General features: G+C 68.2%; 25 protein-coding genes. 14 read left to right on the top strand and 11 right to left on the bottom strand.

Annotation, left to right across the window (positions count from 1 at the left end; genetic code table 11):
- Positions 1 to 46: 46 nt before the first annotated feature.
- Together KY493_RS07375 and KY493_RS07370 are read right to left on the bottom strand one after the other, a co-directional pair.
- Positions 47 to 994 carry an acetyl-CoA carboxylase carboxyltransferase subunit alpha gene (locus tag KY493_RS07375; RefSeq protein WP_219895755.1) on the bottom strand — a complete coding sequence of 316 codons (948 nt, stop codon included), beginning with the start codon at positions 992 to 994 and terminating at the stop codon, positions 47 to 49.
- A gap of 88 nt (positions 995 to 1,082) precedes the next feature.
- Complete coding sequence (locus tag KY493_RS07370) at positions 1,083 to 1,976, bottom strand: tyrosine recombinase (protein ID WP_219895754.1); 894 nt, start codon at positions 1,974 to 1,976, stop codon at positions 1,083 to 1,085.
- Between the two features lie 128 nt (positions 1,977 to 2,104).
- On the opposite strand from KY493_RS07370, the gene KY493_RS07365 reads away from it, so the two are divergent.
- Positions 2,105 to 2,671: a shikimate kinase gene (locus KY493_RS07365; protein ID WP_219895753.1), complete on the top strand. Its 567-nt coding sequence runs from the start codon at positions 2,105 to 2,107 to the stop codon at positions 2,669 to 2,671.
- Complete coding sequence (aroB, locus tag KY493_RS07360; RefSeq protein ID WP_219895752.1) at positions 2,668 to 3,777, top strand: 3-dehydroquinate synthase; 1,110 nt, start codon at positions 2,668 to 2,670, stop codon at positions 3,775 to 3,777. Before KY493_RS07365 ends, aroB begins: the two co-directional genes overlap by 4 nt.
- Here the strand turns inward: aroB and KY493_RS07355 are convergent.
- Positions 3,774 to 4,196: an MliC family protein gene (locus KY493_RS07355; RefSeq protein ID WP_219895751.1), complete on the bottom strand. Its 423-nt coding sequence runs from the start codon at positions 4,194 to 4,196 to the stop codon at positions 3,774 to 3,776. The two genes, aroB and KY493_RS07355, sit on opposite strands and share 4 nt — an antisense overlap.
- A gap of 50 nt (positions 4,197 to 4,246) precedes the next feature.
- Complete coding sequence (gene tadA / locus KY493_RS07350; protein ID WP_219895750.1) at positions 4,247 to 4,729, bottom strand: tRNA adenosine(34) deaminase TadA; 483 nt, start codon at positions 4,727 to 4,729, stop codon at positions 4,247 to 4,249.
- On the opposite strand from tadA, the gene KY493_RS07345 reads away from it, so the two are divergent.
- From KY493_RS07345 to KY493_RS07320, 6 genes are all read left to right on the top strand, one after another.
- Positions 4,718 to 6,163, top strand: coding sequence for a pseudouridine synthase (locus KY493_RS07345; protein ID WP_219895749.1), 1,446 nt, complete (start codon positions 4,718 to 4,720; stop codon positions 6,161 to 6,163). The genes tadA and KY493_RS07345 overlap by 12 nt on opposite strands.
- 6 nt (positions 6,164 to 6,169) lie before the next feature.
- Entirely contained in the window at positions 6,170 to 6,736 is a 567-nt protein-coding gene (gene rsmD / locus KY493_RS07340; RefSeq protein WP_219895748.1) for a 16S rRNA (guanine(966)-N(2))-methyltransferase RsmD, read from the top strand.
- Positions 6,737 to 6,852: 116 nt separating this feature from the next.
- Positions 6,853 to 7,632: an ImuA family protein gene (locus KY493_RS07335; protein WP_219895747.1), complete on the top strand. Its 780-nt coding sequence runs from the start codon at positions 6,853 to 6,855 to the stop codon at positions 7,630 to 7,632.
- Entirely contained in the window at positions 7,529 to 9,079 is a 1,551-nt protein-coding gene (locus tag KY493_RS07330) for a DNA polymerase Y family protein (protein WP_255567826.1), read from the top strand. The genes KY493_RS07335 and KY493_RS07330 overlap by 104 nt, the downstream gene beginning before the upstream one ends.
- Positions 9,076 to 12,429: an error-prone DNA polymerase gene (locus KY493_RS07325; RefSeq protein ID WP_219895746.1), complete on the top strand. Its 3,354-nt coding sequence runs from the start codon at positions 9,076 to 9,078 to the stop codon at positions 12,427 to 12,429. Before KY493_RS07330 ends, KY493_RS07325 begins: the two co-directional genes overlap by 4 nt.
- Positions 12,430 to 12,482: 53 nt before the next feature.
- A complete protein-coding gene (locus KY493_RS07320; RefSeq protein ID WP_219895745.1) occupies positions 12,483 to 13,394 on the top strand; it encodes a Ku protein in 912 nt (303 codons plus the stop codon).
- Between the two features lie 7 nt (positions 13,395 to 13,401).
- Here KY493_RS07320 and KY493_RS07315 read toward each other — a convergent pair whose 3' ends face one another.
- Genes KY493_RS07315 through KY493_RS07295 form a run of 5 tightly spaced genes read right to left on the bottom strand, consistent with a single transcriptional unit; the run spans position 13,402 to position 18,834 of the window.
- The gene (locus KY493_RS07315) at positions 13,402 to 13,584 is read right to left on the bottom strand and encodes a DUF3606 domain-containing protein (RefSeq protein WP_047413801.1); all 183 of its coding nucleotides are present in this window, start codon (positions 13,582 to 13,584) and stop codon (positions 13,402 to 13,404) included.
- A gap of 32 nt (positions 13,585 to 13,616) precedes the next feature.
- Positions 13,617 to 16,169 (bottom strand): DNA ligase D, encoded by a 2,553-nt coding sequence (gene ligD, locus KY493_RS07310; RefSeq protein WP_219895744.1) that lies wholly within the window; start codon positions 16,167 to 16,169, stop codon positions 13,617 to 13,619.
- 51 nt (positions 16,170 to 16,220) lie between these two features.
- The gene (locus KY493_RS07305) at positions 16,221 to 17,381 is read right to left on the bottom strand and encodes a glutathionylspermidine synthase family protein (protein WP_219895743.1); all 1,161 of its coding nucleotides are present in this window, start codon (positions 17,379 to 17,381) and stop codon (positions 16,221 to 16,223) included.
- Position 17,382: 1 nt separating this feature from the next.
- Positions 17,383 to 18,129, bottom strand: a complete 747-nt coding sequence (locus tag KY493_RS07300; RefSeq protein WP_219895742.1) for a PspA/IM30 family protein — start codon at positions 18,127 to 18,129, stop codon at positions 17,383 to 17,385.
- Positions 18,130 to 18,147: 18 nt separating this feature from the next.
- On the bottom strand, positions 18,148 to 18,834 hold the full coding sequence (locus KY493_RS07295) for a YjfI family protein (RefSeq protein WP_219895741.1): 687 nt from the start codon (positions 18,832 to 18,834) through the stop codon (positions 18,148 to 18,150).
- Positions 18,835 to 18,911: 77 nt separating this feature from the next.
- Here KY493_RS07295 and KY493_RS07290 point away from each other — a divergent pair, with 77 nt between their 5' ends.
- From KY493_RS07290 to KY493_RS07265, 6 genes are all read left to right on the top strand, one after another.
- Positions 18,912 to 19,952 carry a potassium channel family protein gene (locus KY493_RS07290; RefSeq protein ID WP_219895740.1) on the top strand — a complete coding sequence of 347 codons (1,041 nt, stop codon included), beginning with the start codon at positions 18,912 to 18,914 and terminating at the stop codon, positions 19,950 to 19,952.
- A 9-nt stretch (positions 19,953 to 19,961) separates the two neighbouring features.
- Positions 19,962 to 20,621: a DUF2491 family protein gene (locus KY493_RS07285; RefSeq protein ID WP_219895739.1), complete on the top strand. Its 660-nt coding sequence runs from the start codon at positions 19,962 to 19,964 to the stop codon at positions 20,619 to 20,621.
- Positions 20,622 to 20,649: 28 nt separating this feature from the next.
- Positions 20,650 to 21,063 (top strand): DUF350 domain-containing protein, encoded by a 414-nt coding sequence (locus KY493_RS07280; RefSeq protein ID WP_219895738.1) that lies wholly within the window; start codon positions 20,650 to 20,652, stop codon positions 21,061 to 21,063.
- A 10-nt stretch (positions 21,064 to 21,073) separates the two neighbouring features.
- Positions 21,074 to 21,682 (top strand): DUF1190 domain-containing protein, encoded by a 609-nt coding sequence (locus KY493_RS07275; protein WP_219895737.1) that lies wholly within the window; start codon positions 21,074 to 21,076, stop codon positions 21,680 to 21,682.
- 62 nt (positions 21,683 to 21,744) lie between these two features.
- The gene (locus tag KY493_RS07270) at positions 21,745 to 22,350 is read left to right on the top strand and encodes a cysteine hydrolase family protein (protein WP_219895736.1); all 606 of its coding nucleotides are present in this window, start codon (positions 21,745 to 21,747) and stop codon (positions 22,348 to 22,350) included.
- Positions 22,351 to 22,402: 52 nt separating this feature from the next.
- Positions 22,403 to 23,389: an aldo/keto reductase gene (locus KY493_RS07265; RefSeq protein WP_219895735.1), complete on the top strand. Its 987-nt coding sequence runs from the start codon at positions 22,403 to 22,405 to the stop codon at positions 23,387 to 23,389.
- Positions 23,390 to 23,461: 72 nt separating this feature from the next.
- Here the strand turns inward: KY493_RS07265 and KY493_RS07260 are convergent, their stop codons facing one another.
- Positions 23,462 to 23,884 carry a DUF2147 domain-containing protein gene (locus KY493_RS07260; RefSeq protein ID WP_219895734.1) on the bottom strand — a complete coding sequence of 141 codons (423 nt, stop codon included), beginning with the start codon at positions 23,882 to 23,884 and terminating at the stop codon, positions 23,462 to 23,464.
- A 79-nt stretch (positions 23,885 to 23,963) separates the two neighbouring features.
- Positions 23,964 to 26,300, bottom strand: a complete 2,337-nt coding sequence (gene ligA, locus KY493_RS07255; RefSeq protein ID WP_219895733.1) for an NAD-dependent DNA ligase LigA — start codon at positions 26,298 to 26,300, stop codon at positions 23,964 to 23,966.
- Positions 26,301 to 26,341: the final 41 nt, after the last annotated feature.

Genomic DNA, 26,341 nt, shown 5'->3' with positions numbered 1-26,341 from the left:
GCAACGACGATGTGCGAGACGTTAACGCTACCGGCAGGTTAAGCGATCACCGCGCGCCAATGGCGTAGAAGCGGTCGGCGCGTTGCTTGCGAATTTCGGCGGCCGACAGGCCCTCGAAGCCGCGCAGCTCGTCGGCCAGGCAGTCGCCGACATTGGCGATGGCGGCCAGAGGGTCGGCATGCGCCCCGCCGGTGGGTTCAGGGATAAGCCGGTCCACGATCTTCAAGCCGATCAGATCCGGGCCGGTGATCTTCATGGCCATGGCCGCGTCCTTGGCTCGCGCGCCGTCGCGCCACAGGATGCCGGCGGCGCCCTCGGGCGAGATGACCGAATAGATCGAATGTTCCAGCATCAGGACGCGGCTGGCGGCGGCGATGGCGATGGCGCCGCCGGAGCCGCCCTCGCCGGTGATGGTGGCGATCGACGGCACGCCGAGTGTCAGGCAGCGTTCGGTCGAGCGGGCGATGGCCTCGGCCTGGCCGCGCTCCTCGGCTCCGAGCCCCGGATAGGCTCCGGCGGTGTCGACGAAGCTGAGCACAGGCAGGCCGAACTGCTCGGCCATGTCCATCAGGCGCACCGCCTTGCGATAGCCTTCCGGCCGCGCCATGCCGAAGTTGTGCGTCAATCGGGTCGAGGTGTCGTGGCCCTTTTCATGGCCCATGACGACGACGGGGCGACCGCGAAAGCGCGCCAGGCCGCCGATGATCGCCTGATCGTCGCCGAACTGACGATCGCCGCGCAGTTCGACGAAGTCGGTGAACAGTCCCGCGATATAGTCGACCAGGTGTGGGCGTTGCGGATGACGCGCGACCTGGGTCTTCATCCACGGGTCGAGCGAGGCGTACGTCTTTTGCCGCATCTGCGTAGCCTTGCGGCGCAGGCCCGCGATCTCGGTCTCGAACGCATCCTCGGTCGAGGACAGCAGCGACAGCTCCTCGATCTTGGCTTCCAGATCGGCGATCGGCTTTTCGAAGTCGAGATAATGCGTGGCCATGACGGCGTCCGATGGTCAGCGCGCCTGCGGCGCCCGAGATGCAAGGCGGCGGAAACTAGAGGTCCGGAGGGTGGCGGGCAAGCCGCGCTCAGTCGTCGCGCGCAAGCGGATGGTTGCGGCGGACCACCTCGGCCAGCCGGTCGGTGGCGACGTGTGTGTAGATCTGGGTGGTCGAGATGTCGGCATGGCCCAGCAGCGTCTGGACCACGCGCAGGTCGGCGCCGCCCTCCAGCAGGTGGGTGGCGAAGGCGTGGCGCAGGACGTGGGGGCTAACGCGTGTGGGGTCGATCCCCGCCGCGGCTGCGGCCTGATCCAGCAACTGCGCGAAACGACGGGGCGTGAGGTGACCGCTGCGGCCAGAGGAGGGAAACAGCCATGGGCTGTCCGGGGCGCCCGGCCTGCGGCGGGCGTCACGCACGATCCGCCAGGCCTTCACCGCCTCGCGCGCGCTGGCGTTCAGAGGGGCCAGACGGTCCTTGCCGCCCTTGCCGCGCACGATCAGATAGGCGGGGTCGCGCCGCACCGCCTCGACCTTCAGCGCCAGCAACTCGGATACGCGCAGGCCGGACGCATAGGCCAGCTCCATCAGTGTCAGCAGGCGCTGCCCGCGCGCGCTGTCCTCGGCGCCGGCAGCCGTCAGCAGACGCTCCATCTCCTCGCGGCCGAGCACCTGCGGCAGGGGGCGTCCGCGCTTGGGGGCATCCAGTCGCCGGGACGGATCGTCCTGTCGCCAGCCTTCGCCCAGGGCAAAGCGATAGAACTGGCGAACCGCGGAGCGCCTGCGCGCCTGCGTCGCGGCCGACAGGCCGCGCTGCGCCAGGTCGGCGTACCAGCCCTCCAGCGCCGCCTCGTTGGCCGTCATCAGTCCGCCGGCGCCGGCCTCCGCATCCGCAAGGTCGCGCGCGTACGCCGACAGCGTGTGCGGAGACGCATCCCGCTCTACCGCCATCATCTCGAGAAAGGCTTCGATCTGCGGCGTCAAGCCCGCGCTCCAGGACCGCTAGGCTGGCGAGCCGCCACGCTTGGTGTAGAGGATGACCCGATCATGCCCGCCCGCGTCCTCCCTTTTCCACCCCAAGCCGCCGCATTCGTCGCGCCGAGGTGGGGCGCATGAGCGGGCGGCGCGGCCATGCGCCCGAGCGCACCATAGCCTTGGTCGGGCTGATGGGCGTGGGAAAATCCTCTGTCGGGCGCAGGCTGGCTCAGCGTCTGGGCATGCCGTTCGCCGATGGCGACGTGGAGATCGAGACGGCGGCCGGCATGACGGTGTCCGAGATCTTCTCGGCGCTTGGGGAGGCCGAGTTCAGGGCGGGCGAGGCGCGGGTGATGAAACGCCTGCTGGAAGGGCCGCCGGTGGTGCTGGCGACCGGCGGCGGCGCCGTACTGAACCCTGATACGCGCGCCTTGCTGAAGGCGCGGGCCGACACGGTATGGATGCGGGCGGACCTCGCGGTGATCGCCGAGCGCGTCGGACGGCGCGACACCCGGCCTCTCTTGCGCGACCGTGACCCGATAGAGGTTCTGGCCACCTTGTCGGAAGCCAGGGCGCCCATCTACGCCACGGCCGATCTGACCGTGGATGTGGGGCTGGGTTCGCACGGACAGGCGGTTGACGCCATTCATCGCCAGCTTCGTCGTCACTGGCGAAGCCGCCGTTCGCAGGAGACCTCGTCATGATCGCCATTGCTGTAAGCGGCGGCGCCTTCGCTCCCTACGATGTCGTGGTGGGACGCGGTTTGATGGCGGAGGCCGGCCGGCGCATAGCGGCCTTGGTCCCCCAGCGGCGCACGGTGATCGTGACGGACGAGACCGTGGCCCGTCTGCATGCGCCCGCGCTGCAAGCGTCGCTTCGGGCGGCGGGCATCCACAGCGCGGTCGTGGCGGTTCCGGCCGGCGAAGCGTCCAAGTCTTTCGCCGAGCTTGAGCGTGTGCTGGATCGGATGCTTGAGACCGGGCTCGACCGCAGGGATGTGGTGATCGCGCTGGGCGGCGGCGTTGTCGGCGATCTGGCGGGCCTCGCGGCCGCGCTGTTCATGCGAGGGATCGACTTCGTACAAATCCCCACCACCCTGCTGGCGCAGGTGGATTCCTCCGTCGGGGGCAAGACGGCGATCGACACGCCGCGCGGCAAGAACCTGGTCGGCGCCTTTCACCAGCCTCGTTTGGTGCTGGCCGACATCGACGTGATGGCGACACTGCCTGAGCGGCAACTTCGATCAGGCTGGGCCGAGGTGCTGAAGCACGGACTGATCTGCGACGCGCCCTTCTTTGACTGGCTGGCGGGCGAGGGGACCGCCGGCGCGAACGGCGATCCGGCGGCCCTGCAACGCGCCGTGGTGCGCTCGGTCGAGATCAAGAGCGCGATCGTCGGGGAGGACGAGAAAGAGGCGGGCAAGCGTGCGCTGCTGAACCTTGGCCACACCTTTGGCCATGCGATCGAGGCAGAGCTCGGCTTCGAGGAGGCGGTGCTGGCGCATGGCGAAGCGGTGGCGCTGGGCTGCGCCATGGCCTTCCGCTATTCGGCGCGGCAGGGTCTGTGCGACATGGGCAAGGTCGAGCGTGTGGAAGCGGCCATCACCGCCGCCGGCCTGCCGACACGCCTGGCGCAGGCCGGCGTCTTCTCGGCGGATGCGCTGCTGGCGCGCATGGCCGGCGACAAGAAGGCGGAAGGCGGCGCCCTGACGCTGATCCTCGCCCGGGGCGTCGGTCAGGCCTTTGTCGCCAAGGGCGTCGACGCCGGCGAGGTCCGGACGTTCCTGGTCGAGGAAGGCGCCTCGGCCTAGTCAATCGCGCGGCACTCGGTCGCCGGCCGGCCGCGGCTGGTCCAGGTGGCCAGGGCGCCGCGGCCGCGCAGCTCGGTGGTGCTGGAGCGGTACCACAGGCCGTCGGCCGCGCGCTCCTGATAGAGATCGACCGCCTCGCCGTTGGACGTCCGCACCGTCGCCATCTGGCGGGGATTGTCGAAGTCGACGGATAGCCGCTCGCCGTTCTCGCACAGATAGACGGCCTGGATGACGCGGTTCAGGGCGCGGTCCTGGATTTCGGCGCCGGTGCGTCGGCGTGTGGTCTGGGCCTCCAGGGCGCGCTGCTTCACCGCGTCGCCGCTGTTCGGAGCCTCGGCCGGATCGGGGCCGCAGGCGGAAAGCAGCGCAAGGGCGGCAAGGCCGCTCAGCAGGATCGACTGCGGCAGATCAGGCTTCATGGCTGCGTCGCCCCCTCGTGCGTAACGGCGCCGCTTGGGCGACCATCCGCCTAACGTGCGCTGTGTGCGCGTGTTCCGCGTCGTGCCCGGAAGAAGCTGCGCAGCAGCTCCGCCGCCTCGGCCGCCAGCACGCCGCCCGCCGTCGCAGGCCTCCAGTGGCAGGTCGGCTGGTCGAACACGCGCGCGCCGTGGATCACGGCTCCGCCCTTGGGGTCGTCCGCCCCCCAGACCACGCGGCCGATCCGCGCGTGGCTGATGGCGCCGGCGCACATCGCGCAGGGCTCCAGCGTCACATAAAGAGTCAGGTCGGTCAGCCTGTAGTTTCCGAATTTTTTGGCCGCATGGCGCAGGGCGACGATCTCGGCATGGGCGGTCGGATCGTGCGCGCCGACGGGTCCGTTGGCGCCCGTCGAGACCACGTCTCCGGTCGCCGGATCGACGATCACGGCCCCAACGGGCACTTCGCCCGCGTCCGCCGCCGCTTGCGCTTCGTCCAGCGCCATGCGCATGAACCGCTCATCATGGTCCGCCATACAGACGACAACGACAAGAAGCCCTTCGCGCGTCAAGCCGACCGCGCCTCCGGCCCCCGCAAATCCGCCTTCCGCAAGAGCGAAGACGGGGCGAAATCCTTTGGCGACAAGCCGCGCGGCGAGCGTCCGCGCCCAAGCGGCAGGGATGGCGGCCGGGACGGCGCCAAGACAAGCAAGGCGCCCGCCGCCCCGGTTCGCAGCGAGCGAATCGCCAAGGCCATGGCCCGCGCCGGCATCGCCTCGCGCCGTGAAGTCGAGCGGCTGATCGGCCTGGGCAAGGTGGCGGTCAACGGCCGCATCCTGGACACGCCCGCGACCCTGGTGACGCGCGAGGACGTGATCACGGTCGACGGCAAGCCGATCACGGCGGCGCAGGCGACGCGCGTCTGGCGCTACCACAAGCCGGCCGGCCTGTTGACCAGCCACAACGACCCGGCGGGTCGACCCACGGTGTTCGACGCCCTGCCGGCCGGTCTGCCGCGCGTGATCTCGGTCGGACGGCTGGATCTGGCGACCGAAGGCCTGCTCTTGCTGACCAACGACGGAGAGCTCAGCCGGGCGCTGGAACTGCCGTCCACCGCCCTGGTGCGCCAGTATCGGGCGCGGGCGCGCGGTCGCGTGACCCAGGCCGACCTCGACAAGCTGAAGGACGGCGTCACGGTCGATGGCGTCGAATACGGTCCTATCGAAGCGACGCTGGACAAGGCCAAGGAAAGCAAGTCCGAGGACGGCAAGGCGCCGGCTAATCTGTGGGTCAGCGTCTCGATCACCGAGGGCAAGAACCGCGAGGTCCGCAATGTGCTGGAGTCGATCGGCCTGACGGTCAATCGCCTGATCCGCCTGGCCTATGGTCCGTTCCAGTTGGGCACCCTGCCGGTCGGAGCGGTGGAGGAGGTCGGTCCGCGCGTGATCCGCGAGATGCTGGGCGAACACATCCGCCCCGACAACCTGCCGACCGGCAACACGGTTGAGACGCCGGCCCCGATCCCGGGCCGTCGGATCTCCACGCCGATCGTCAAGGGACGTTCTGGCTCGGCCATGTCGGACCCGTCAAGAAAGCCCAGCCGCGTCCGCGCCGCCGAGACGGCCCAGGCCGACGCCGTGGACCGCCGTGAGCGTCCCGCCAAAAAGGACGGCTGGGCCAAGTCCAAGCCCAAGTTCGAGCACCCCAAGAAGACCTTCAAGCCGCGCGAGCGCACTGCGCCGGAGGGCGAACGCAGCTCGGCGGCCCGGTCCGAAGGCGAGCGTCCCGCCCGCAGCTTCAAGCCGCGCGAAGGCGCTGCGCGGGCGGATGCCCGACCCGGATCACGCCCGGTGCGTGACGCAAAGCCCCGCACGGGCGGTAAGCCGGCCGGACCTTCGGGAACCAGCGGGCGCGCGCCGGGCGGTAAGCCGCGTCCCGGCGGCTCGCGCGGACCTCGCTCGGGCGGCTGATCTCCGTTGCGTATCGTCGCCGGAAGCCTGAAGGGCCGGGCCATCGTCGCGCCGGAGGGGCAGGGCACGCGCCCGACCTCTGACCGTGCGCGCCAGGCGATCTTCAACGTGCTGGAGCACGCCGCCTGGGCCGAGCCGCTCCATGATGCGCGGGTCATCGACCTCTACGCCGGCTCGGGCGCCCTGGGGTTCGAGGCGGTGTCGCGCGGAGTCGCCTTTTGCCTGTTCGTCGAGACGGACGACGGCGCGCGCGGCGCGATCCGGGAGAATGCGGAAAACTTTGGCCTGTTCGGCCGGACGCGGGTGCATCGACGCAGCGCGACGGACCTGGGCGTGCGGCCCGGCTCGGCGGGTGAAGCGTTCGACTTGGCCTTTCTTGATCCGCCCTACGGCAAGGGCTTGGGCGAACAGACGCTGCTGCGCCTGACCGAAGGCGGCTGGCTGAAGCCTGGCGCGCTTGTGGTGTTCGAGCGCGGCTCGGACGAGCCCGAAATCGAGACGCCGGGCTACGAGCGGCTGGATGCGCGCGACTATGGCGCGGCGCGGGTGCTGTTCCTGAAGGTGGTCGGCTGACGCCAGCCGCTGGAGGGCGCTCCGACTTATCCGGAAGAAATTCCTATGTTCGGTTCGGACTCAGGTTGACTCCCAAGCCATGGAAGGAGGCATATAAGAACAAAAGGAGAACTAACTTGCGGGTTCGCCCCGAGATCGACGGCCTGAAGACGCGCCTTGAGGCGCTGGGAACGGAGAGCCTGCCCGGCTCGACCGAACGCTTCGGCTTGGGCGTCGATGCGGTGGATGCGCGGCTGCAGGGCCTGGCCAGTCATGCGCTGCACGACGTCTATCCTGCGGGTCTTGGCGATGCGGCGGCCGCGCAAGGGTTCGCCCTGGGACTGGCGTTGCGGGCGGGAAACAAGGGCGCGCTGGTCTGGGGCGTGCAGGAAATGGCGGATTGGGAGACCGGCCGCATCCATGGTCCGGGCCTGCACCAGTGGGGCGTTGATCCCGGCCGGATCGTGCTTGTGCGGGTGCGCGAGATGCAGGCTCTGCTGGCGGCGGGCGAGGAGGCGCTGTCCAGCGCCGGGGTGGGCGCGGTGCTGCTGAGCGCCTGGGGGGACGCCAAGGCTATGACGCTGACGGCCAGCCGGCGGTTGTCGCTGATGGCGGCCAAGGGGCGGACGGCGGCGATCCTGGTGCGGATGGGGGTCGAGCCTCAGCCCAGCGCCGCCGACAGCCGTTGGCGCGTGACGACCGCCCCGTCTCGCGCGCTGGAGGCCAATGCGCCCGGTCGGCCCGCCTTTGAAGTCGAATTGATGCGGCGGCGCGGAGGCGCGTCGGCCGGACCCTGGATCATGGAGTGGGATCGTGAGTGCGGATCGTTCGACCGGCCGTCGGTATCTGGCGGCCTGGTTTCCCTGGCTGCCGGCCGACCGGCGGCTGCGGGAGACGCCCGCAGACGATACGGATGACGCAACGCCCGTGGTCTTTGTGCACAAGGTGGGCGGCGCCCTGCGGCTGGCGGCGGTCGATCCTCTTGCCGCCGGCCTGGGCCTGACTTCCGGCATGACCCTGGCCGACGCCCAGGCGCGCACGCCCACCGTGCGATCGGTGGTCCACCAGCCGGAGGGTGATGACAGGCTCTTGAAGCGGGTGCTGGAGGACTGGGGGCGGTTCAGTCCGATGGCGGCGCTGGACGGGCATGACGGCCTGGTGCTGGACGTGACCGGCTGCGCCCACCTGTTCGGCGACGAGGCCGGACTGATGCAGGCGGTGAAGCGGCGGGCGGCGGGCATAGGCCTGCAGGTGCGGCTCGCCCTGTCCGACACGGCCGAAAGCGCACGCGCCTGGGCGCGGTTCGGACCGGGCGGGATGGTGCCGCAAGGCCAGGCGCGCACGGCGGGACGGCGCCTGCGCATCGCCGCGCTGGAACTGCCCGCAAAGGAAGAACAGGCCCTGTCGCGCGCGGGGCTGAAGACGCTGGCGCATCTCGATGACCGTCCGACCGCGCCGCTGACCGCCCGGTTCGGATCGGACCTGCCGACGCGGCTCAGACGCGTGCTGGGGCTTGAGGATGCGCGCATCACCCCCTCGCGGCCGGCGGGCGTCTGTGCGGCCGACCGCATTTTGGTCGAGCCGATCACCGAAACGGCCGACGTAGAGGCGGTGGTCGGCGATCTGCTGGTCGAGGTCATGGATCGGCTGGACCAGCGGGGACAGGGCGGGCGCGCCTTTCAGGTCGCCTTCTTCCGCGTGGACGGAGAGGTGCGGCGGATCACCATCCGGACCGGCCAGCCGACGCGCGACGCTCCCGCCGTGCTGCGGCTGTTCCGCGAAAGGCTGGCCAACCTGGCCAAGCCCCTGGACCCCGGCTTCGGCTTTGATCACCTGCGGCTGACGGCGCCGGTCGCCCAGAGGCTGGCCTATGCGCAGAGCGGGCTGGAGGCCGAGGGGCCGCAGGACGATCTGGGGCCGCTGATCGACCGACTGTCGGCGCGGTTGGGACCCCAGGCGGTGGTGCGGATCGAGGCGGTGCAATCCCATGCGCCCGAGCGCGCCGAACGGTTCGCGCCGGCCGCCGAAACGCCTGCATCGGCGGGGGAATGGGGCGAGCGCGATCCCGCCGATCCGCCGCTCAGGCCGCTTCAGGTGTTCGACCCGCCCCAGCCTGTGGAGGCCATGGCCGCCCTGCCGGACGGCTCGCCCGCGCGCTTCCGCTGGCGCCGCATCGACCATGTCGTGACCCGCGCCGAAGGGCCGGAGCGGATCGCCGGCGAATGGTGGCATAGGCCCAAGGAGCGGACGCGCGACTATTACCGCGTCGAGGACGGACAGGGCCGGCGTTTCTGGGTGTTCCGCGCCGGCTTTTATGGCGAGGATCCGCCGCCGCGCTGGTATCTGCACGGCCTGTTCGCATGAGCGCCTATGCCGAACTGGCGACGCGCAGCAACTTCTCCTTTCTGGAGGGAGCGTCGCATCCCAAGGAACTGGTGCTCAGCGCCATCCTGCGCGGCCACACGGGCATGGGCCTGGCCGACCGCAACACCCTGGCCGGAGTGGTGCGGGCCTGGAGCGCGCTGAAGCTGTTCCGTGAAGAGGGCTGGGCGCCGGAAAAGGTGCACGAGGCCGGCGGCCTGGGCGAGATCGTCTGGGTCGACAACCCCGCCTTCGCCCACATCGACCGCGAAGAGGTCAAGCGACGCGCCGCGACGTTCAAGCTGATCCTGGGCGCGCGCCTGCGGTTCAACGACGGAACGCCCGACATCCTGGCCTATCCCGAAGACCGCCAGGGCTGGGGCCGGTTGTGCCGCCTGCTGACGCTGGGAAACAGGCGGGCGAAGAAGGGCGAATGCGAGATCGGGCTGCGTGATCTATGCGCCGCGCCGGAAGGGCTGCTGCTGGTGGTCATGCCGCCGCGTCGGCTGGATGGACTGGACGCGGTGCTGGAACGGTTAGCTGAGGCCGCGCCCGGCGCTGTCTGGCTGGGCGCGACCATGCACAGGCGGGGCGACGACCGGCGTCGGCTGATGCGGATCAGGACTTTGTCGCAGCGGTGGGACATCCCTCTGCTGGCGACAAACGACGTCCTCTATCACGACCCGGTCGAGCGTGACGTGCAGGACGTGCTGACCTGTATCCGCGAAAAGACCGTGATCCATGAGGCCGGCCGCCGGCTGAAGGACAACGCCGAACGTCATCTGAAGCCGGCGTCGGAGATGATGCGCCTGTTCAAGGACGCGCCGGAAGCGGTTGCCGAGACACAGGATTTCTTGGCGCGCGTCGCCTTCGACCTCGGCGAACTCAGCTACAACTATCCTGAGGAGCCCGTGCCGCCGGGATCAACCGCCCAAGGCCATCTCGAGCATCTGGTGAAGACCTACGCGGCTCGGAAATATCCGGACGGCGCGCCCGCCAAGGTCCGAGACTTGCTGGCCAAGGAGTTGGATTTCATCGCTGCCGAGGAACTGGCCCACTACTTCCTGACCATCCACGACATCGTTCTGTTCGCCAACAGCAGGGGCATCCTGTGCCAGGGGCGGGGATCGGCGGCGAACTCGGCCGTCTGCTACGTCCTGGGGATCACCTCGGTCGATCCCCAACATCATGACCTGCTGTTCGAACGCTTCTTGTCGGCTGACCGCAAGGAGCCGCCCGACATCGACGTCGATTTCGAGCACGAGCGGCGCGAGGAGGTGATTCAGCACATCTATGAACGCTATGGCCGGCATCGGGCGGGGATCGCCGCCACCGTGATCCGCTATCGCCCCCGCAGCGCCATCCGCGAGGTGGGCAAGGCGCTGGGCCTGACCGAGGATGTGACGGCGCGGCTGGCGGGCGGCGAATGGGGCAGTTTCGGGCGCGATCTGCCGGACGCACGTGTGGTCCAGGCGGGGCTGGACCCAAAAAATCCCATGCTGAAGCGCGCAGTGGTCATGACCCGGCGGCTGCTGGGCTTTCCGCGCCACCTGTCGCAGCACGTCGGCGGCTTTGTGCTGACGCAGGACCGGCTCGACGAACTGGTCCCCATCGGCAACGCCGCCATGCCCGACCGAACCTTTATCGAATGGGACAAGGACGACATCGACGAACTGCGCCTGATGAAGGTCGATGTGCTGGCGCTTGGCATGCTGACCTGCATCAAAAAGGCGTTCGACCTGATGGCGGAGCATTGCGACAGCGATCTGGCGTTGGACACCGTCCCGCACGAGTGCCCGCAGGTCTACGAGATGCTGCAGACCGGCGACTCCATCGGCGTCTTCCAGGTGGAAAGCCGGGCTCAGATCAACATGCTGCCCCGTCTGAAGCCCGAGCGTTTCTACGACCTGGCGATCCAGGTCGCCATCGTACGCCCCGGCCCGATTCAGGGCGACATGGTCCACCCCTATCTGCGCCGGCGGAACGGGCTTGAAGAGCCAGAGTACCCCAGTCCTTCTTCGCCGCACGATGCTGACGAGCTGAAGCACATTTTGAAGGACACGCTGGGTGTGCCGCTGTTCCAGGAGCAGGCGATGAAGATCGCCATGATCGCGGCAGACTTCTCTTCCGTTCAGGCCAACGGCCTGCGAAAGGCCATGGGGACGTTCAAGGGCGAAGGGAAGCTGGACAGCTTTGAAAGCCTGATGGTCGAGAAGATGGTCGAACGCGGCTATGATCGCGCCTTCGCCCAGCGCTGTTTCGATCAGATCAAGGGCTTCGGCTCCTATGGCTTTCCCGAGAGCCACGCGGTGTCGTTCGCGCGGTTGGTCTACATCTCGGCCTGGATCAAATGTCACCAGCCGGCGGTGTTCTGCTGTGCGCTGCTGAACAGCCAGCCGATGGGCTTCTATGCGCCGGCCCAGCTGGTGCGGGATGCGCAGGAGCATGGGGTCGAGGTGCGGTCTATCGACGTGAACCACAGCGGCTGGAACAACAGCCTGGAGCCGGGCGAGGCCGGTCTGGCGCTGAGGCTGGGATTTCGCCAGATCGACGGGTTCAGACAGGATTGGGCCGGTGACCTGACCACGGCGCGGGATCGGCCCTATCGCGACGTGGAGGAGATGGCGCGGCGGGCGGGTCTGCCGGCCGGGGCCATGCGCAAGCTGGCGGATGCGGACGCCTTTCGCTCGCTGGGGCTGGACCGACGCGAGGGGCTGTGGGCCGTGCGGCGCCTGCCGGACGACGCGCCCTTGCCGCTGTTCCAGGCGGCCGTCGCCCGGGGTGCGCGCGAACTGGGGGAGGAGGCGGCGGCCAACCTGCCCTTGATGCCGCTGCGCGAGCACATCGCCACCGACTACCAGACCACGCGACTGTCGCTGAAAGGGCATCCGATGCAGATCCTGCGGCCGGTGTTCCGGTCCGAGGGCGTGCTGAGCGCCGCCGAGGCCGAGGCGAAAAAGCACGGCGCCCTGATCCGCGCCGCAGGCGTGGTGCTGGTGCGTCAGCGGCCGGGATCGGGCAACGCCATCTTTGTCACCCTGGAGGACGAGACCGGGATCGTGAACGTGCTGTTGTGGGCGCGCCTGTTCGAGACCTATCGCCGCGAGGTCATGGCCGCTCGCCTGATGGAGGTGGAGGGCACGGTGGAGAAGAGCATCGAGGGCGTCATGCACGTCATGGTGCGCCGCGTCGTGGATCGCTCGTCCGAGCTGCGCCGGCTGTCGGAGGACTATGACCTGGAGGTGCAGCTGTCGCGCGCCGACGCCGTGAAATACCCGCAAGGACCGCGTTCGCCCACCGGCAAGCATCCGCGCGATGTTCGCATCCTGCCGGGATCGCGCGATTTCCACTAAGCGCGAAACCGCCGGGCGCGGATCCACGTTGAGCGGGTGAACGGAGACACACCATGGCCGCGCGTCCTACCTGGCAAGGGCATCTGAAGCTGTCGCTCGTGACCTGTCCGGTCGCGATGTACACGGCCACGACCAAGACCAACGACATCAGCTTTCACCTGATCAACCCCGAGACCAACAACCGCATCCGCATGGTGCCGACCGATCCGGACACCGGGCCGATCGAGCGCAGCGAGCTGGTCAAGGGCTATGAGGTGTCCAAGGACGAATACGTGCTGTTCGACGACGCCGACTTCGACAAGGTGAAGCTGGAAAGCACCCGCACCATCTCGATCGACAAGTTCGTCGACGAGCACGAGATCGACCGCCTGTACTGGGACGACCCCTTCTACATCGTGCCGGAAAAGGGCGTGGGGGCCGAGGCCTTCGCGGTGATCCGCGAGGCGATGAAGTCGGCGGGCAAGATCGCGCTGGGCTGCCTGGTGCTGCGCGGGCGCGAGCGGCAACTGGCGCTGGAGGTGCGCGACAAGGGCCTGATCGCCTACACCCTGCGCGCGCACGACGAGGTGCGCGCCGCCGACGATTATTTCGACGACATTCCCTCGGTCAAGGCCGACAAGGACATGGTCGATATCGCCGCCCGCATTATCGGCCAGAAGGAAGGCGACTTCGATCCCGCCGATTTCACCGACCGCTACGACGATGCGCTGCGCGAGATGATCAAGGCCAAGCAGAAAGGCGGCAAGGGCGTGGTCGAGGCCCCCGAGCCCGACGACACCAACGTCATCGACCTGATGGCGGCGCTTCGCGCCAGCCTGCAGGGCTCGGCCAGCGGCGGCGCTGCAAAGAAGCCCGCCAAGAAGACCGCCACGAAGAGCTCGACCTCTGAAAAGGCAGAACCCGAGAAACCTGCAGCCAAGAAGGCGCGCGCGAAAAAGACAACGGCGGGGAAGAAGGCGGCCTGATCGCCGCTTAGCGCTTCTTGCCCAGTTCGGCCGCGATGTCCTTGGTCATGCGGCCGACCTTGCGGTGGGCGGCGGTGATCTGGTCGCGTGTGACGCCCCACCGCTTCATCCAGTATTCGACGGCCTGACGCTCGGACAGGTCCAGGCGGTCCTTGTCGATGAAGCCGCGTTTATCCTTCAAGCCCGCCATGATCGTCTCCTGAGCGAGACCAGCCTAGCGGATCAGACGCCCAGCGTCTTCATCGCGGGGCGCGCCGAGGCGGCCGAGGCTCGGAAGTCCTTCCACGGATCGGCCTTTTTCAAGAGGGCGGGTGCGGTGAGCAGGGTGTAGGCGCGCGGGTCCAGCCCGGGTTTCACCTGGCTCCACGACAGGGGAAAGGCGATGCCGGCGCCGGGGCGGGCGCGGGGCGACCAGGGCGCGACGGCCGTGGCCATGCGGCCGTTGCGCAGGTAGTCGAGGAAGATCTTTCCCCCGCGCGCCTTCTTGGCCAGGGTGGTGGTGAAGCGTTCGGGGTGCTCGCGGCGCATGGCTTCCGACACGGCCTTGGCGAGGGCCTTGCACCCGTCCCATTCGATGCGGCTGCGTGCGTCGGTCTTGATGGGCACGACGACGTGCAGGCCCTTGCCGCCTGTGGTCTTCACGAAGGCCGCAAAGCCCAGCGCCTCGAGACGCGGCTTCAGCAGCAAAGCGGCTTCGATCACGTCGTCGAAGTTCAGCCCCTCATCCGGGTCCAGATCGAAGGTGATCTGCTCGGGCGTTTCGGGATCGCCAGGCTTGCAGCCCCAGGGATGCAGTTCCAGCCCGCCGGATTGGGCGACGGCGACCAGACCGCCGACATCGGCCACCGCGACGTAAGGCTTGCGCTCCTTGACGTCGATCAGCTTCAGGCGCGGATTGTGGCCCGGCATGGCGTGGCGCTGGAAAAAGGTTTCGCCGCCCACGCCCTCGGGCGCCCGGATGATGGAGACCGGTCGGTCGGCGACGTGCGGCAGGATGCGCTCGGCCGCCGCCTCGACGTAGCGGGCGAGGTCGGCCTTGGTGATGGCCCTCTGTCCGTCATGCTCGGGCCACAGCACCTTGTCGGGATTGGACAGGGTCACGCCCGCGACGATGACCTTTTCCTTGCCACGCGGCTTTGCGGCGATCGGCGCTTTCGCGGCCTTGGGCGCGCTGGCGGGAGCCTGCGGTTCGGCCGTGACCTCGGCCGCCGTCTTGTCCTCGCGCAGACCCTTGTAGGCGGCCTGGCGCACATTGCCGCCTTCGGTGATGCCGCCGTGCTCAATCTCGGCGACCAGCACAGGTTTCAGCCAGTGGATGTCGCGGCCACGGCGGGGCGCGGTCTTGCCGGTGAAGGGATTGTCGTCCGAGGCTTGCGCCTTCAGCGCAGGGAGCAGCGTCTTGGACAGTTCAGCCGAGAAACCGGTCCCGACGCGGCCCATGTAGCGCAGGCCATCGCCCTCGCGCACGCCGACCAGCAGGGAGCGCAGCCGGGCGCCGCCTTCCGACGACCAGCCGCCGATCACCACCTCGTCGCGCCCGCGGCACTTGGACTTGACCCAGGAGGCGGTGCGGCCCGCGCGGTAAGGGTCGTCCAGCTTCTTGGAGATGACGCCTTCCAGCTCCATGCGGCAGGCGCTTTTCAGCACCGCCTCGCCGGATGAGGCGAAATGCTCGACGAAACGCAGGTTGGGGCCGGTATCGCCCACACGGTCGACATAGGCCTGCAGCCGCGCCTTGCGGTGTGACAGGGGCAGATCGCGCAGATCCTCATCGCCATCGAACAGCAGGTCGAAGGCGAAGTAGATAAGGCGGTCGGTCTTGCCGTCCGATATCGCGGCTTGAAGCGCGGAGAAGTCGGGCGTGCCCTCGTCGCCCAGGGCGCAGAGTTCTCCGTCGACGACCCCCTCCGGCCAGGACGCCGCCTGCGTGGCCAAGACCGGGAACTTGTCGCTCCAGTCCAGACCCTTTCGGGTCCGCATGGTTGCGCGGCCGCCGCCCACGCCGATCTGGATGCGATAGCCGTCGAACTTGATCTCGTGGGCCCACCCCTTTGCGGGCGGCGGATGGTCCACGACCTTGGCGAATTGGATCGGCAGGAAGTCGCGCGGACCGGATGAGGTCGCGGCTCTGGCTGCGCGCGTCTTTTTCGGCCTGGCGGCGGTCTTGGTCGAAGCGGACGTATGCGGCGGCGCGCCTTCCGTGATCTCGGCCAGGGTGCGGCCCGTGGTGATGGAGGTGTCGATCTCCATCAGGGCGTCGCCTTCGCCTTCGACAGTGAAGTCGTCGCGTTCCTTGATCAGCAGCCAGTTGTTGCGCTTCGATGGCTTGCCGCGATCAGTCTTCATGCGGATCAGGGCCCATTTGCCCTGCAGGCGCTCGCCGTGCAGCACCATCTTGATCTGGCCCTTGGCGAAGGCGGCGTCGAGGTCCGGCTCCTGCGGCTCCCACGATCCGGTGTCCCACATCTGCACCGTGCCGGCGCCATAGTTGCCCTTGGGGATGGTCCCCTCGAACGATCCGTAATCCAGCGGATGGTCCTCGACCTCGACCGCCAGTCGCTTGACCTTCAGGTCGCGCGACGGAGCCTTGGTCACCGCCCAGGATTTCAGCACGCCGTCGTGCTCGATGCGGAAGTCGTAGTGCAGGCGCGTGGCCGCATGCCGCTGGATCAGATAGCGGCGGGTCGCGGCCTTGGACGATCCTTTGCGCCCTTCCGGCTCGGGCGTGGCTGAGAAGTTCCGCTTGGCCTTGTAGGTATCCAGTTCGCCGCGCATGGCCGCCCGCTCCGTTGAGGAGTCACGGAACGCACGAAGGCCAAGGTTGGATCAGACGATGTAGTGCGGCACGAAACGGGAGGTGTTGCGCGTGATCCGCCCGCGATCCTCGCGCAGGCCGATGCCGGCCGGCTGGTCGCCCACCAGCCAGCTGCCGACGATGACGTAGGCGCCGTCGAAGCGCGGGGGCGCGTGCAGGGCCTGGCGGATGTGCGGCTGGTCGCCGTAGCCGCCCTCCAGCACCTTGGCCCGGCGCCCCTTGTCCACCAGGGCGACGTTGGCGCCCTCGCGCGAGAACAGCGGCTTTCGGACGTAGGAGGAGCCAAGCTTTTCGTGCTGGGGATCGCTTTCGAAATAGGCTTCCAGCAGATTGGGATGGCCGGCGTGGCGCTCCCAAAGCAGCGGCAGAATGCCCTTGTTCGACAGGATCGCCTTCCAGGCCGGCTCCAGCACCGTCATCTCTGCGCGGGGCAGGGGCTCGGCGTAGTCGTCGCGCAGCATCTGCTCCCACGGGTAGAGCTTGAACATCGCCTGGATCAGATAGTTGTTCTGGTCCACGAACCGGCCGTCGGCGTTCAGGCCGATGTGATCGATGGGCACGAACTCCGGATCGAGACCCGCCTGTTTGGCCAGATCTTCGAGGAAGCGAACCGTCTGGCGGTCCTCCACGAAGTCGGCGTCTGAGGAAAAGTGCACAAACCCGCCGTTCGGGAAGATCGTGCGAAAACGCTCGACCAGCTTCTCGTGCAGGCTGTTGAACTGGTCGGCGTTGGCGGGCAGGGCGCCCGTCGACATCTGCTCTTCCAGCCACAGCCACTGGAAGACGGCCGTTTCATAGACGCTGGTGGGCGTGTCGGCGTTGTATTCGTACAGCTTGGCCGGTCCTTGGCCGTCATAGGCGAAGTCGAAGCGGCCGTAGAGGGACGGATCGCTGCGCTTCCAGCTGTCCGCCACATAGTCCCGCGAGGCCTCGGGAATGTCGAGCAGGGTCATCAGCCGCTCGCTCTCGACCGCCTCGGCCACAAGATCGAGGCACATGGCGTGCAACTCGGCGGTCGGCGCTTCGATGCCGTCCTCGATCTCGGGCAGGGTGAAGCGGTAGGCGACCGACTCGTCCCAATAGGGCTTGCCGCTGTCGTGGTGCCAGGTGAAGCCGACCTGCTCGGCCAGCGCCTGCCAGCCGGGCCTGGGCGTCGGTCGCGTCCGTTCCATGTCAGTCGCGCTCGACCGGCGACTTTTCGGCCTGCTGGGTGATCTGGGGCGTGACCACCTTGACCTCCTGCTGGGTCAGGCGGGCCAGAACATCGTCGGCGTTGGACGAGCCGGGCAGGATGCCGGCGTCGCGCAGCTTGGCGTCCAGGTCGGCGCCGGTACGACGATCCTCGAACTCCTGGCTGACCCGCAGCCGCTCTTCCTGAACGGACTGGCGCTGCTTGATCCGTTGCAGGCTGTCGGCGGCCGAGCCGATGCGCGAATGCGCGCCTTGGGACTGAAGGGCGACGGCCGACTGGGCGCGCTGCACCGAGTCGTTGACCTTTACGATGTCGATCTCGCGCTTCAGCGTCTGAATTTTCTGGTCCGTGGCGCCGATGGTCTGGCGAAGACGCGTTTCGGCCGTCTTCATGTCCTCGACCTGGGGCGAACGAGTGGTGATTTCGCCTTCCAGTTCGGCGATGCGCTGGGCCACCTCGCGGGCCAGGTCGCTGTTGCCTCGACCGAGCGCGGCGCGCGCCGAGCTTTCGTATTTGGCGATCTGGTCGCCCAGGCTCTGGAGCTCGTTCTCGGCCGAGCGGCGGCGGGCGACCAGACCGGCGAGGTCGTCACGCGCCTTGCTCTGGGCGTTGTCGGCGTCGCGGATCTCCTGGTCGAGAATGCGCAGGGCGTTCTGGTCGACCACGGCCTGACCGGCCTCGTGGGCGGTGCCGCGGAACAGGGCGGACAGTTTGCTCAACATGGACATGGGTCTGTCTCCTTGGTCTCAGGCGGCGGCTTGCGCGCCAAAGGTCTCGCGCAGTTCGGTCGCATCGATGGCGTTCTCGGCCAGGGTGCGCAGTTCGATCAGGATGGTCTGCAGCGTCGTCTTGCACGACAGCTCGCCCATCAGTTCATAGTATTCCTCTTCGCCCACATTGGTGATGGCGAAGTTCGACAAGGGCACGACGCGCTGGGCCTTGAGCAGGAACTCGTTGAAGGCGGGCCGATCCTGCTGTTCCGAGGCCGGCCATAAGAGGACCGAGCAGACGATCTGGGCGCCGCCGACGCTGAGATAGATCGGCAGGTCGCCATATTCGTGCATGGTCGCCAGCAGCACGGCGTCCGATCCCTCCAGCACGCGCAGGGTCATTTCGTCCTCGCGCACAAGCGGGGAGCCTTCCAGCGCCTCCTTGATCGCAGGCACGGTCCACGGGGTTTCGATCACGGAATCCATCGGTCGGTCGGCTCCTGACAGGGCTGAGGCGTTGAAGGTCGGACGCATAAGGGACTGGAGCAAGGGGCCGCGCGTCGAATCCGTCACGATGGCGTGCACCGCCGCCTTGACATCCGCGCGGGCGGCCTCGGGCACCCACAACTCCAGCTTCACCATGCCCGCCTCGCGGCGCGCGCGGCGCCACGCCCGGATGCGATCCGAAGCGGCGTTCGCGGAGGCTGGTGCAAGACGAGACATGTTACATGCAACGCGTAACATGAACGCTTGACCTTCGCCAAGCGGATTGAGAGAACGGTGTTGGGAGGAACGGGACGATGATGCTGGCGAGGCTGAGACTGGCGCGCGTGTTCGACCAGGCGTTCCACGTCATGGCCGACCTGCAATGGACCATGCTCGCCGTGCTGATCCTTGTCCACGCACTGGCGTCGTGGGAGCTGCTGGTGCTGGCCGGCGAGACAGAGCTGACGGAGCCGGCGACCTTTTTCTACTGGTATGCGACCACGGCCTATACAGTCGGCTACGGCGATCTTAGCCCGCAAGAGACCGCGGGGCGGCTGGTGGTGGCGTTGTGGATTTTTCCCGGCGCGATCGCGGCCTTCACCACGGTGGTCGCCAAGGTGCTGGGCGCCATCGGCGACGTCTGGCGCAGGCGCCGCTCCGGAAAGGGAGACTATTCGAGGATGACCGACACCATCGTCCTGATCGGCTACCATCCGGTGCGCACGCCCAAGATGATCGACGAGCTTTGCGCCGAACTGGCCCGTGAGCAGACGCTGGTTCTGCTGACGCGTCAGGCGCTGAGCGAGCCGGACGAGCGCGTGCGCTATGTCCAGACCGAGAGCCTGACCTCGCCGGCGGCGCTGACGCGGGCCGGACTGGCGGGCGCCAGCCGGGTGCTGATCTATACCGACAGCGACAGCGACACCCTCGCGGCGACGTTGGCGGCGGGCGCCTGCGCGCCTGAGGCGGCCCACATCGTCTGCTATTTCGACAACGAGGACAGCGCGCGTCTGGTGCGCCAGCACTGCATACGCGCCGAGGTGGTGCTGTCTTCCGGACCCGAGATGCTGGCCAGAGCCGCGCGCGATCCGGGCGCCAGCCAGGTCATCAGCGCCCTGACCAGCCACCTGGACGAGGGCGCGACCCTGTTCAGCCTGACGTGGTCGGCGGTCGACGCCTCCTGGCGCGACCTGGCGCGGCGCTGCCTGGACGCCGGGGCCACGCTTCTGGCGCATCAGCCGGCCGACAGGGCCGAGCCGGCGTTCAATCCGCCGGCCGAGGCGTGCGTCTCTCCAGGGGATCGGCTGTTCTATGTCGCGGCGGCAAGGCTCGATCCCGCCGTTTTGTCGGGCTAAGGTCCGACCATGTTCAAGCGTCTGTTTGGCCAATCCACGCCCGAAACGCCCGACCGTCTGGCGGTGGTGCGCAACATCACCGTGGGGCGAACGGTGCGGCTCGACCCCTTGGCATGGCGGCGGATGGAGGGCGAGAGCCTGTTCACCCTGGACCGCGACGCCCTGGAGATCACCGCGCAGGGATCGGTCGAACTGGACGGTGGCCAGTTCGTGCATCGCTTCTACACCGACGACCACGTCATGCTGCAGGGCATGAGCGACGACGCGACGGGCGCGGTGTCCTACGACTTCACGCTCTATATCCCCTGGTCGTCGGCCTATCCGCCGAACGATGCGGCGCGCAGGCGCTGGAAGGATCGGCTGAGCGAGCCGGTGTTCGACGGAACGGCGGAGGAGGTGGGTCAGTGGCCGCGCTTCTGGTTCGCCGAAAGCGACGCGCGGCAGCCGCCGGTCAGCTTCTGGGAAGAGATCCATGACGACCGCAAGGCCGTCACCCCCTATGCACGCATCTTCCAGACCTGCATGCTGTATGCGCGCGACGTGCCCGGCGGGCGCGAGCTGATGCTGGCGATCGAGCAGGAGCCCGAGCGGAAAGCCGGCCGCACCGCCGACGTCACGCACGAGATCATGGTCGGCATCCCGCTGGAGCTGGCCGAATTCGACGCCTGACGGCGAGCCTTTTGGAGGGGGCGACTGGATGTTCGACTGGATGACGTTTCAGGCGGGGGCGATCTCGTTCCTCGTCGCCTTTGTGACGGCGGGCGCCTTCACGGTCGCCTTTAAGCTGATCTACCAATGGATCACGCCTTATCATGAGCGCACCCTGATCCGTCAGGGCAACCAGGCCGCGGCGGTGACGCTGGGCGGCGCCCTGATCGGCTATGTGCTGCCGCTGGCCTCGGCCCTGTCGCACACGGTCAGCCTGGCCGAGTTCGTGGCGTGGGCGGCGCTGGCCGGCGTGATCCAGATCGTGACCTTTGTCGTTGTCAGCCGCCTGGCCTTTCGCAATCTGGCCAGCCGGGTCGAGGCTGGCGACATGGCGGCCGCGCTGTATCTGGCGGCCATCTCCATCTGCGTCGGCCTGTTGAACGCCGCCTGCATGACCACCTGAGGACCTGTCGATGTCCGATGAACAAAAGCCTCTCGCCATCAGCCGCTTGAAGCGTTCGCGCACGCTGCAGGTGACCAGCCTGATGGCTACGGCCAGCTTCTCGCTGGCGGCCTGCGGAGACGCGCCGTCCGCCCCGTCCCAGGTCGAGGCGGCGCCCCAGCCCACGGCCGCCTATACGTCGCTTCAGGAATGTCTCGACGCCAATAACGCGCCCGACAGCGAGTGCCAGACCGCCTATTCCGAGGCTGAAAAGGCGCGCCAGGCAGATGGACCGCGCTACATGTCGCGCGCGGAATGCGAGGGGACCTGGGGCCCGTCCCAGTGCGAGCCGACCAACAACGGCTCGGGCGGATCGTTCTTCACCCCGCTGCTGGCCGGCTTCATCATCGGCCAGGCGCTGGACGGCGGACGATATCGTCCGATGTACCGTGACCAAAATGGCCGCTACTCCAACGGCTACGGCGGCGGCTACGCCTATCGCGACTATCGCTCGGGCCGGCTGCTGACCAACGGCCGCGACTACGACGTGGCCCGGCAGGCGCCGACGCGGGTTCAGAGCCGCACGGCGGTGGTTTCGCGCGGCGGTTTCGGCGGCGGCGGACGCGGCTTCGGCGGCTGATTTCCTCAGGGGCCAATCGGCGGCCGGTGCGTTGACCTGTCCTGCAAGGGACGGAGAACCGCGTGGACAAGGCTGAAATCATCGAACCGGCGGCGGGCGCCACGGCGCTGTTGATCATCGACATGATCAACGACCTGCAGTTCTCCGAGGCGGACGCCATGCGGCCCAAGGTGCTGAAGGCGGCGGAGGCCATATTGCGGCTACGAGACGAAGCGGATCGCGCGGGCGTTCCGACCGTCTACGTCAACGACAACTTCGGCCAGTGGCATTCGGAGAAATCGCGGCTGGTGGAGCATGTGCGTCAGGCCGATCCGGATGCCGCGGCTCTGGCCGATCGGCTCGGTCCACGCCCCAACGACTATTTCGTCATCAAGCCGCAGTTCTCGGGCTTCTACGCCACCAATCTGCCGGTGCTGCTGCCTCAGCTGAAGGCCAGTCGGGTGATCCTGACGGGCGTGGCGGCGGACATCTGCGTCCTGTTCACCGCAGCCGACGCCCACATGCGTCAGTACGATATCTGGGTCCCGAGCGACGCCGTGGCTGGACCTGACGAGCAACGCACCGAATGGGCGCTGGAGATCATGCGCAATGCGATGTCGGCCGAGACGCGCTCGACCGCCGACCTGCCGCTTGAAGATTGGCTGAAGTCGGCGGACGACGGTTGTTGATCCGCACAGCCGCGCCCATCTCGGACTTTCCACCACACGCAGGAGAGCGCCCATGAAGACGCGCACGCTGGGTCCGAGCGGACCCGAGGTATCGGCCATCGGCCTCGGCTGCATGGGAATGAGCGCCTTCTACGGCGGCGGCGACGACGCACAGTCGATCGGCGTGATCCACCGCGCGCTGGAACTGGGCGTCACCCTGTTCGACACGGCCGAGATGTATGGCCCGCACACCAACGAGGTGCTGGTGGGCAAGGCGCTGGCTGATCGGCGCGACGAGGCGTTCGTCGCGACCAAGTTCGGCATAGGCTATAACGCCGATCGGACCCAACTGACGGTCGACGGCTCGCCTGCCAATGTGCGCCGCGCCATCGAGGGCAGCCTGACGCGGCTCGGCATGGACCACGTCGACCTCTATTATCTGCACCGCGTCGATCCGGACACGCCGATCGAGGAAACGGTCGGCGCAATGGCGGAACTGGTGAGGGAGGGCAAGGTCCGCTTCCTGGGCCTGTCCGAGGCCGCGCCCGAAACCATCCGCCGGGCGCATGCGACCCATCCGATCACGGCGCTGCAGACGGAGTACTCTCTGTGGAGCCGCGACCCGGAAGACGAGATCCTGTCGGTCGTGCGTGAACTCGGCATCGGTTTCGTGCCCTACAGCCCGCTTGGGCGGGGTTTCCTGTCGGGCGAGATCAAGTCGATCGACGACCTGGCGCCGGACGACTTCCGCCGCACCAATCCGCGCTTCATGGGCGAGAACTTCGACAAGAACCTCGAGCTCGTCTCGGCCGTGTCCGAGATCGCGGCGGACAAGGGCGTCACGGCGGCGCAACTGGCCTTGGCCTGGGTGCTGGCGCAGGGCGAGGACCTCGTGCCCATCCCCGGCACGCGGCGCATCCCGACGCTGGAGCAGAACGCGGCGGCGGCCGAGATCGTGCTGACGCCTGAGGACCTCTCGCGGATCGAAGCGGTGTTCCCCAAGGACGCGGCGTCCGGTCATCGCTACGCCGAGGCGGCGCGGTCGGCGCTGAACCGCTGATCCTTGATCGCTGAGAAAAAAGGCCCGGTCGGATCGCTCCGGCCGGGCCTTTCTGCATTCAGCGGCTACGCCTTACTGGACGCGCGTCCAGGTCTGCGTCTTGCACAGCGGCGCGACGATGCAGCCGCGCAGACGCAGGGTGTTGTCGTTGGTCATGGTGATGGTGCCGCGATAGGTGCCGCCGTCGGCAGGATTATAGACCGAACCGCCGCGCCATTCGGTCGGGCCGCCGGTGAAGCCGGTCAGCATCGGCAGGTTGCGCAAGGGACGGCTTCGCAGCGACGCGTTCTTGTTGTTCTCGTCGCGGGCGTTGGCGTCCGAGCGGATGTGGCTGGAGGTGATCAGCGTCCCGCACAACGCCTGGCCGCAGCGGCTGATGCGCACCTGGCCGCCATTGGTGGGGGTCTGCCACAGGCCGGTCGGGTCGGCCGCCAGCGCCGGCGAGGCGAGGGCGCCGATCAGGGCCGAGGCGGCGAGCAGGACTTTGATCTTCATGGTCGTTTCCCTTGGGTAAGGCGATTTCGCCTTGTTGCCCCGGAGGTTGTCCCTGATCCGCGACGGAATCAAGGCTGTCTCAGCCACCGATCAGGGCGAGCCATCCGTCTTCCGTCAGAACAGCGACGCCGTGCTTTTCGGCGTCCTTCAGCTTGGAGCCCGCACCGGGTCCCGCGACCAGGTAGTCGGTCTTCTTGGACACCGAGCCGGAGACCTTGGCGCCCAGGCTTTCGGCGCGCGCTTTGGCCTCGTCGCGGGTGAAGCGTTCCAGCGCGCCAGTGAAGACCACCGTCTTGCCGGCGACGGGCGTGTCGGACTTGGGCTGTTCGACATCCTCGATGGTCGTCAGTTCCGCTTCCAGTGCGGCGACGACAGCGAGGTTGTGCGGCTCGTGGAAGAACTCGGCCAAGGCGCGCGCCGCGACAGGGCCCACCCCGGACACGCCGGCGATGCGGCCCAGAGTATCGGCGGGCGCGTCTTCGCGGGCGACGCGCGCCAGGCTCAGCACTGCGGGCCAATCTGAAGCGAGCGCCTGCACCGCCGCACGGCCGGGCTTGGCGAGACCCGCCAGCGCATGCTGCAGCTTGGCCTCCATGCCGCCGTCCGGCCAGGGGTCGGGCGCATCGGGAGACAGGCCGGCCAGCGCCGACAGCACGCGAGGCGTGACGCCGGGGGCGGCGGCCAGCTGCTCCCACTCGGGGCTCGGCAGGCCCGCGGCGGCCTTGAGGCAGGCGGCCTTCAGCGCGGACCAGCTCCCGAACGCGCGGGCGAGGACCAGCGAGGTCTGTTCGCCGATGTCACGCACGCCCAGGCCGAACAGGAAGCGATCCAGGCTGATCGTGCGGCGGGCGTCGATGCCGGCGACCAGATTGCGGATGCTGGTTTCGCCGTAGCCGTCCTCGGCCCTGAGGGTCGCCAGCGTCTCCTCGTCTCGCGCCAGGCGGAAGATGTCGGCCGGCTCCTTGATCCAGCCGCGGGCATGGAAGGCGATCAGCTGCTTTTCGCCGAGGCCCTCGATGTCGAAGGCGCGGCGCGACACGAAATGCTTCAGCCGCTCGATGATCTGGGCGTCGCAGATCAGGCCGCCGGTGCAGCGCCGCTTGACCTCGTCGCCCTCGCGCACCGCCTCCGATCCGCAGACCGGACAGTGGGTCGGAAAGACGTAGGGCGCGGCCTCCGCCGGACGCAGGTCGGGCAGGACGCCGAGGATCTGCGGGATCACGTCGCCGGCGCGCTGCAGCATTACCGTGTCGCCGATGCGAACGTCGAGACGGGCGATCTCGTCCTCGTTGTGCAGGGTGGCGTTTCGGACCACCACGCCGCCGACGGTGACCGGATGCAGACGCGCGACCGGCGTCAGCGAGCCCTGCCGGCCGACCTGGATGTCGATGCCCTCAAGCACCGTGGTCGCCTGCTGGGCGGGAAACTTGTGGGCGATGGCCCATCGCGGGCTGCGCGAGACGTAGCCGAGGCGATGCTGCCAGTCGATGCGATCGACCTTGTAGACCACGCCGTCGATGTCATAGCCGAGCCCGGCGCGGTCCCGCTCCAAGCCCCGATAGACCTCGATCAGCCCCTCGGCGCCCTCGACCCGCATCGAGCAATCGTTGACGGGAAAGCCCCAGGCCCGCAGCCGGTCCAGCGCCTCGCCCTGCGTTGCGGCGAAGTCGGAGGAGTGCTCGCCCCAGGCGTAGGCGAAGAACTTCAGCGGGCGCCGGGCCGTGATGGCCGGGTCCTTCTGACGCAGGGAGCCCGCGGCGAAGTTGCGGGGGTTGGCGTAGGTCCGGCGACCCTCGGCCTCAGCCTCGGCGTTGAACCGGGCGAAGGCGTCGTTCGGCGCATAGACCTCGCCCCTGATCTCGATGCGTGACGGCCAGCCTTCGCCGAGCAGGCGATGGGGAATGTTGGCGATGGTCCTGAGGTTGGCGGTCACGCCCTCGCCGGTGCGGCCGTCTCCGCGGGTGGCGCCCACGTTCAGCACGCCGTCGATGTACAAGAGGTTGGCGGACAGGCCGTCGATCTTGGGCTCGGCCACGAAGGCGATGGGCTCGTCGCCCGGCAGCTTCAGGAAACGCTGGATGCGGGCGGCGAAGTCGCGCACCTCGCCCTCGTCGAAGGCGTTGTCCAGCGACAGCATGGGCACGCCGTGGCGAACCTCCGCGAACTGGCTGGAAACAGCGGCGCCGACACGCTTCGACGGCGAATCGGGCCGGATCAGGTCGGGGTGCAGCGCTTCGATCTCGGCGTTGCGGCGCTTCAGCGCGTCGTAGTCGGCGTCCGAAATCTCCGGCGAGGCCTCGGCGTAGTAGAGGGCGTCGTGGCGGGCCATCTCGGCCGCCAGCCAGGCCAATTCGGCCTCGGCCTGCGGCGTCGACAGGTCGGCTACGGGAATGGTGGCGAAAGGCGCGGCGCTCATGGCTGCTTCTTACACCGTCGCAGGCGATTCCGGCATCGATG

Source organism: Brevundimonas sp. PAMC22021 (assembly GCF_019443405.1).
Lineage (GTDB): Bacteria > Pseudomonadota > Alphaproteobacteria > Caulobacterales > Caulobacteraceae > Brevundimonas.
Note: the sequence above shows the minus strand (reverse complement) of the source record. Positions and strands in the feature narration are given on the sequence as shown.

Excerpts from the sequence above, each read along its gene's own strand:
- KY493_RS07375 (WP_219895755.1), bottom strand. The coding sequence starts at position 994 with ATGGCCACGCATTATCTCGACTTCGAAAAGCCGATCGCCGATCTGGAA.
- KY493_RS07315 (WP_047413801.1), bottom strand. The coding sequence starts at position 13,584 with ATGGCGGGCTTGAAGGATAAACGCGGCTTCATCGACAAGGACCGCCTG.
- KY493_RS07305 (WP_219895743.1), bottom strand. The coding sequence starts at position 17,381 with ATGGAACGGACGCGACCGACGCCCAGGCCCGGCTGGCAGGCGCTGGCC.
- KY493_RS07265 (WP_219895735.1), top strand. The coding sequence starts at position 22,403 with ATGAAGACGCGCACGCTGGGTCCGAGCGGACCCGAGGTATCGGCCATC.
- KY493_RS07280 (WP_219895738.1), top strand. The coding sequence starts at position 20,650 with ATGTTCGACTGGATGACGTTTCAGGCGGGGGCGATCTCGTTCCTCGTC.
- KY493_RS07355 (WP_219895751.1), bottom strand. The coding sequence starts at position 4,196 with ATGAAGCCTGATCTGCCGCAGTCGATCCTGCTGAGCGGCCTTGCCGCC.
- tadA (WP_219895750.1), bottom strand. The coding sequence starts at position 4,729 with ATGGCGGACCATGATGAGCGGTTCATGCGCATGGCGCTGGACGAAGCG.
- KY493_RS07285 (WP_219895739.1), top strand. The coding sequence starts at position 19,962 with ATGTTCAAGCGTCTGTTTGGCCAATCCACGCCCGAAACGCCCGACCGT.
- ligD (WP_219895744.1), bottom strand. The coding sequence starts at position 16,169 with ATGCGCGGCGAACTGGATACCTACAAGGCCAAGCGGAACTTCTCAGCC.
- KY493_RS07320 (WP_219895745.1), top strand. The coding sequence starts at position 12,483 with ATGGCCGCGCGTCCTACCTGGCAAGGGCATCTGAAGCTGTCGCTCGTG.
- KY493_RS07325 (WP_219895746.1), top strand. The coding sequence starts at position 9,076 with ATGAGCGCCTATGCCGAACTGGCGACGCGCAGCAACTTCTCCTTTCTG.
- KY493_RS07260 (WP_219895734.1), bottom strand. The coding sequence starts at position 23,884 with ATGAAGATCAAAGTCCTGCTCGCCGCCTCGGCCCTGATCGGCGCCCTC.
- KY493_RS07290 (WP_219895740.1), top strand. The coding sequence starts at position 18,912 with ATGATGCTGGCGAGGCTGAGACTGGCGCGCGTGTTCGACCAGGCGTTC.
- KY493_RS07300 (WP_219895742.1), bottom strand. The coding sequence starts at position 18,129 with ATGTCCATGTTGAGCAAACTGTCCGCCCTGTTCCGCGGCACCGCCCAC.
- KY493_RS07345 (WP_219895749.1), top strand. The coding sequence starts at position 4,718 with ATGGTCCGCCATACAGACGACAACGACAAGAAGCCCTTCGCGCGTCAA.
- ligA (WP_219895733.1), bottom strand. The coding sequence starts at position 26,300 with ATGAGCGCCGCGCCTTTCGCCACCATTCCCGTAGCCGACCTGTCGACG.
- aroB (WP_219895752.1), top strand. The coding sequence starts at position 2,668 with ATGATCGCCATTGCTGTAAGCGGCGGCGCCTTCGCTCCCTACGATGTC.
- KY493_RS07365 (WP_219895753.1), top strand. The coding sequence starts at position 2,105 with ATGAGCGGGCGGCGCGGCCATGCGCCCGAGCGCACCATAGCCTTGGTC.
- KY493_RS07295 (WP_219895741.1), bottom strand. The coding sequence starts at position 18,834 with ATGTCTCGTCTTGCACCAGCCTCCGCGAACGCCGCTTCGGATCGCATC.
- KY493_RS07275 (WP_219895737.1), top strand. The coding sequence starts at position 21,074 with ATGTCCGATGAACAAAAGCCTCTCGCCATCAGCCGCTTGAAGCGTTCG.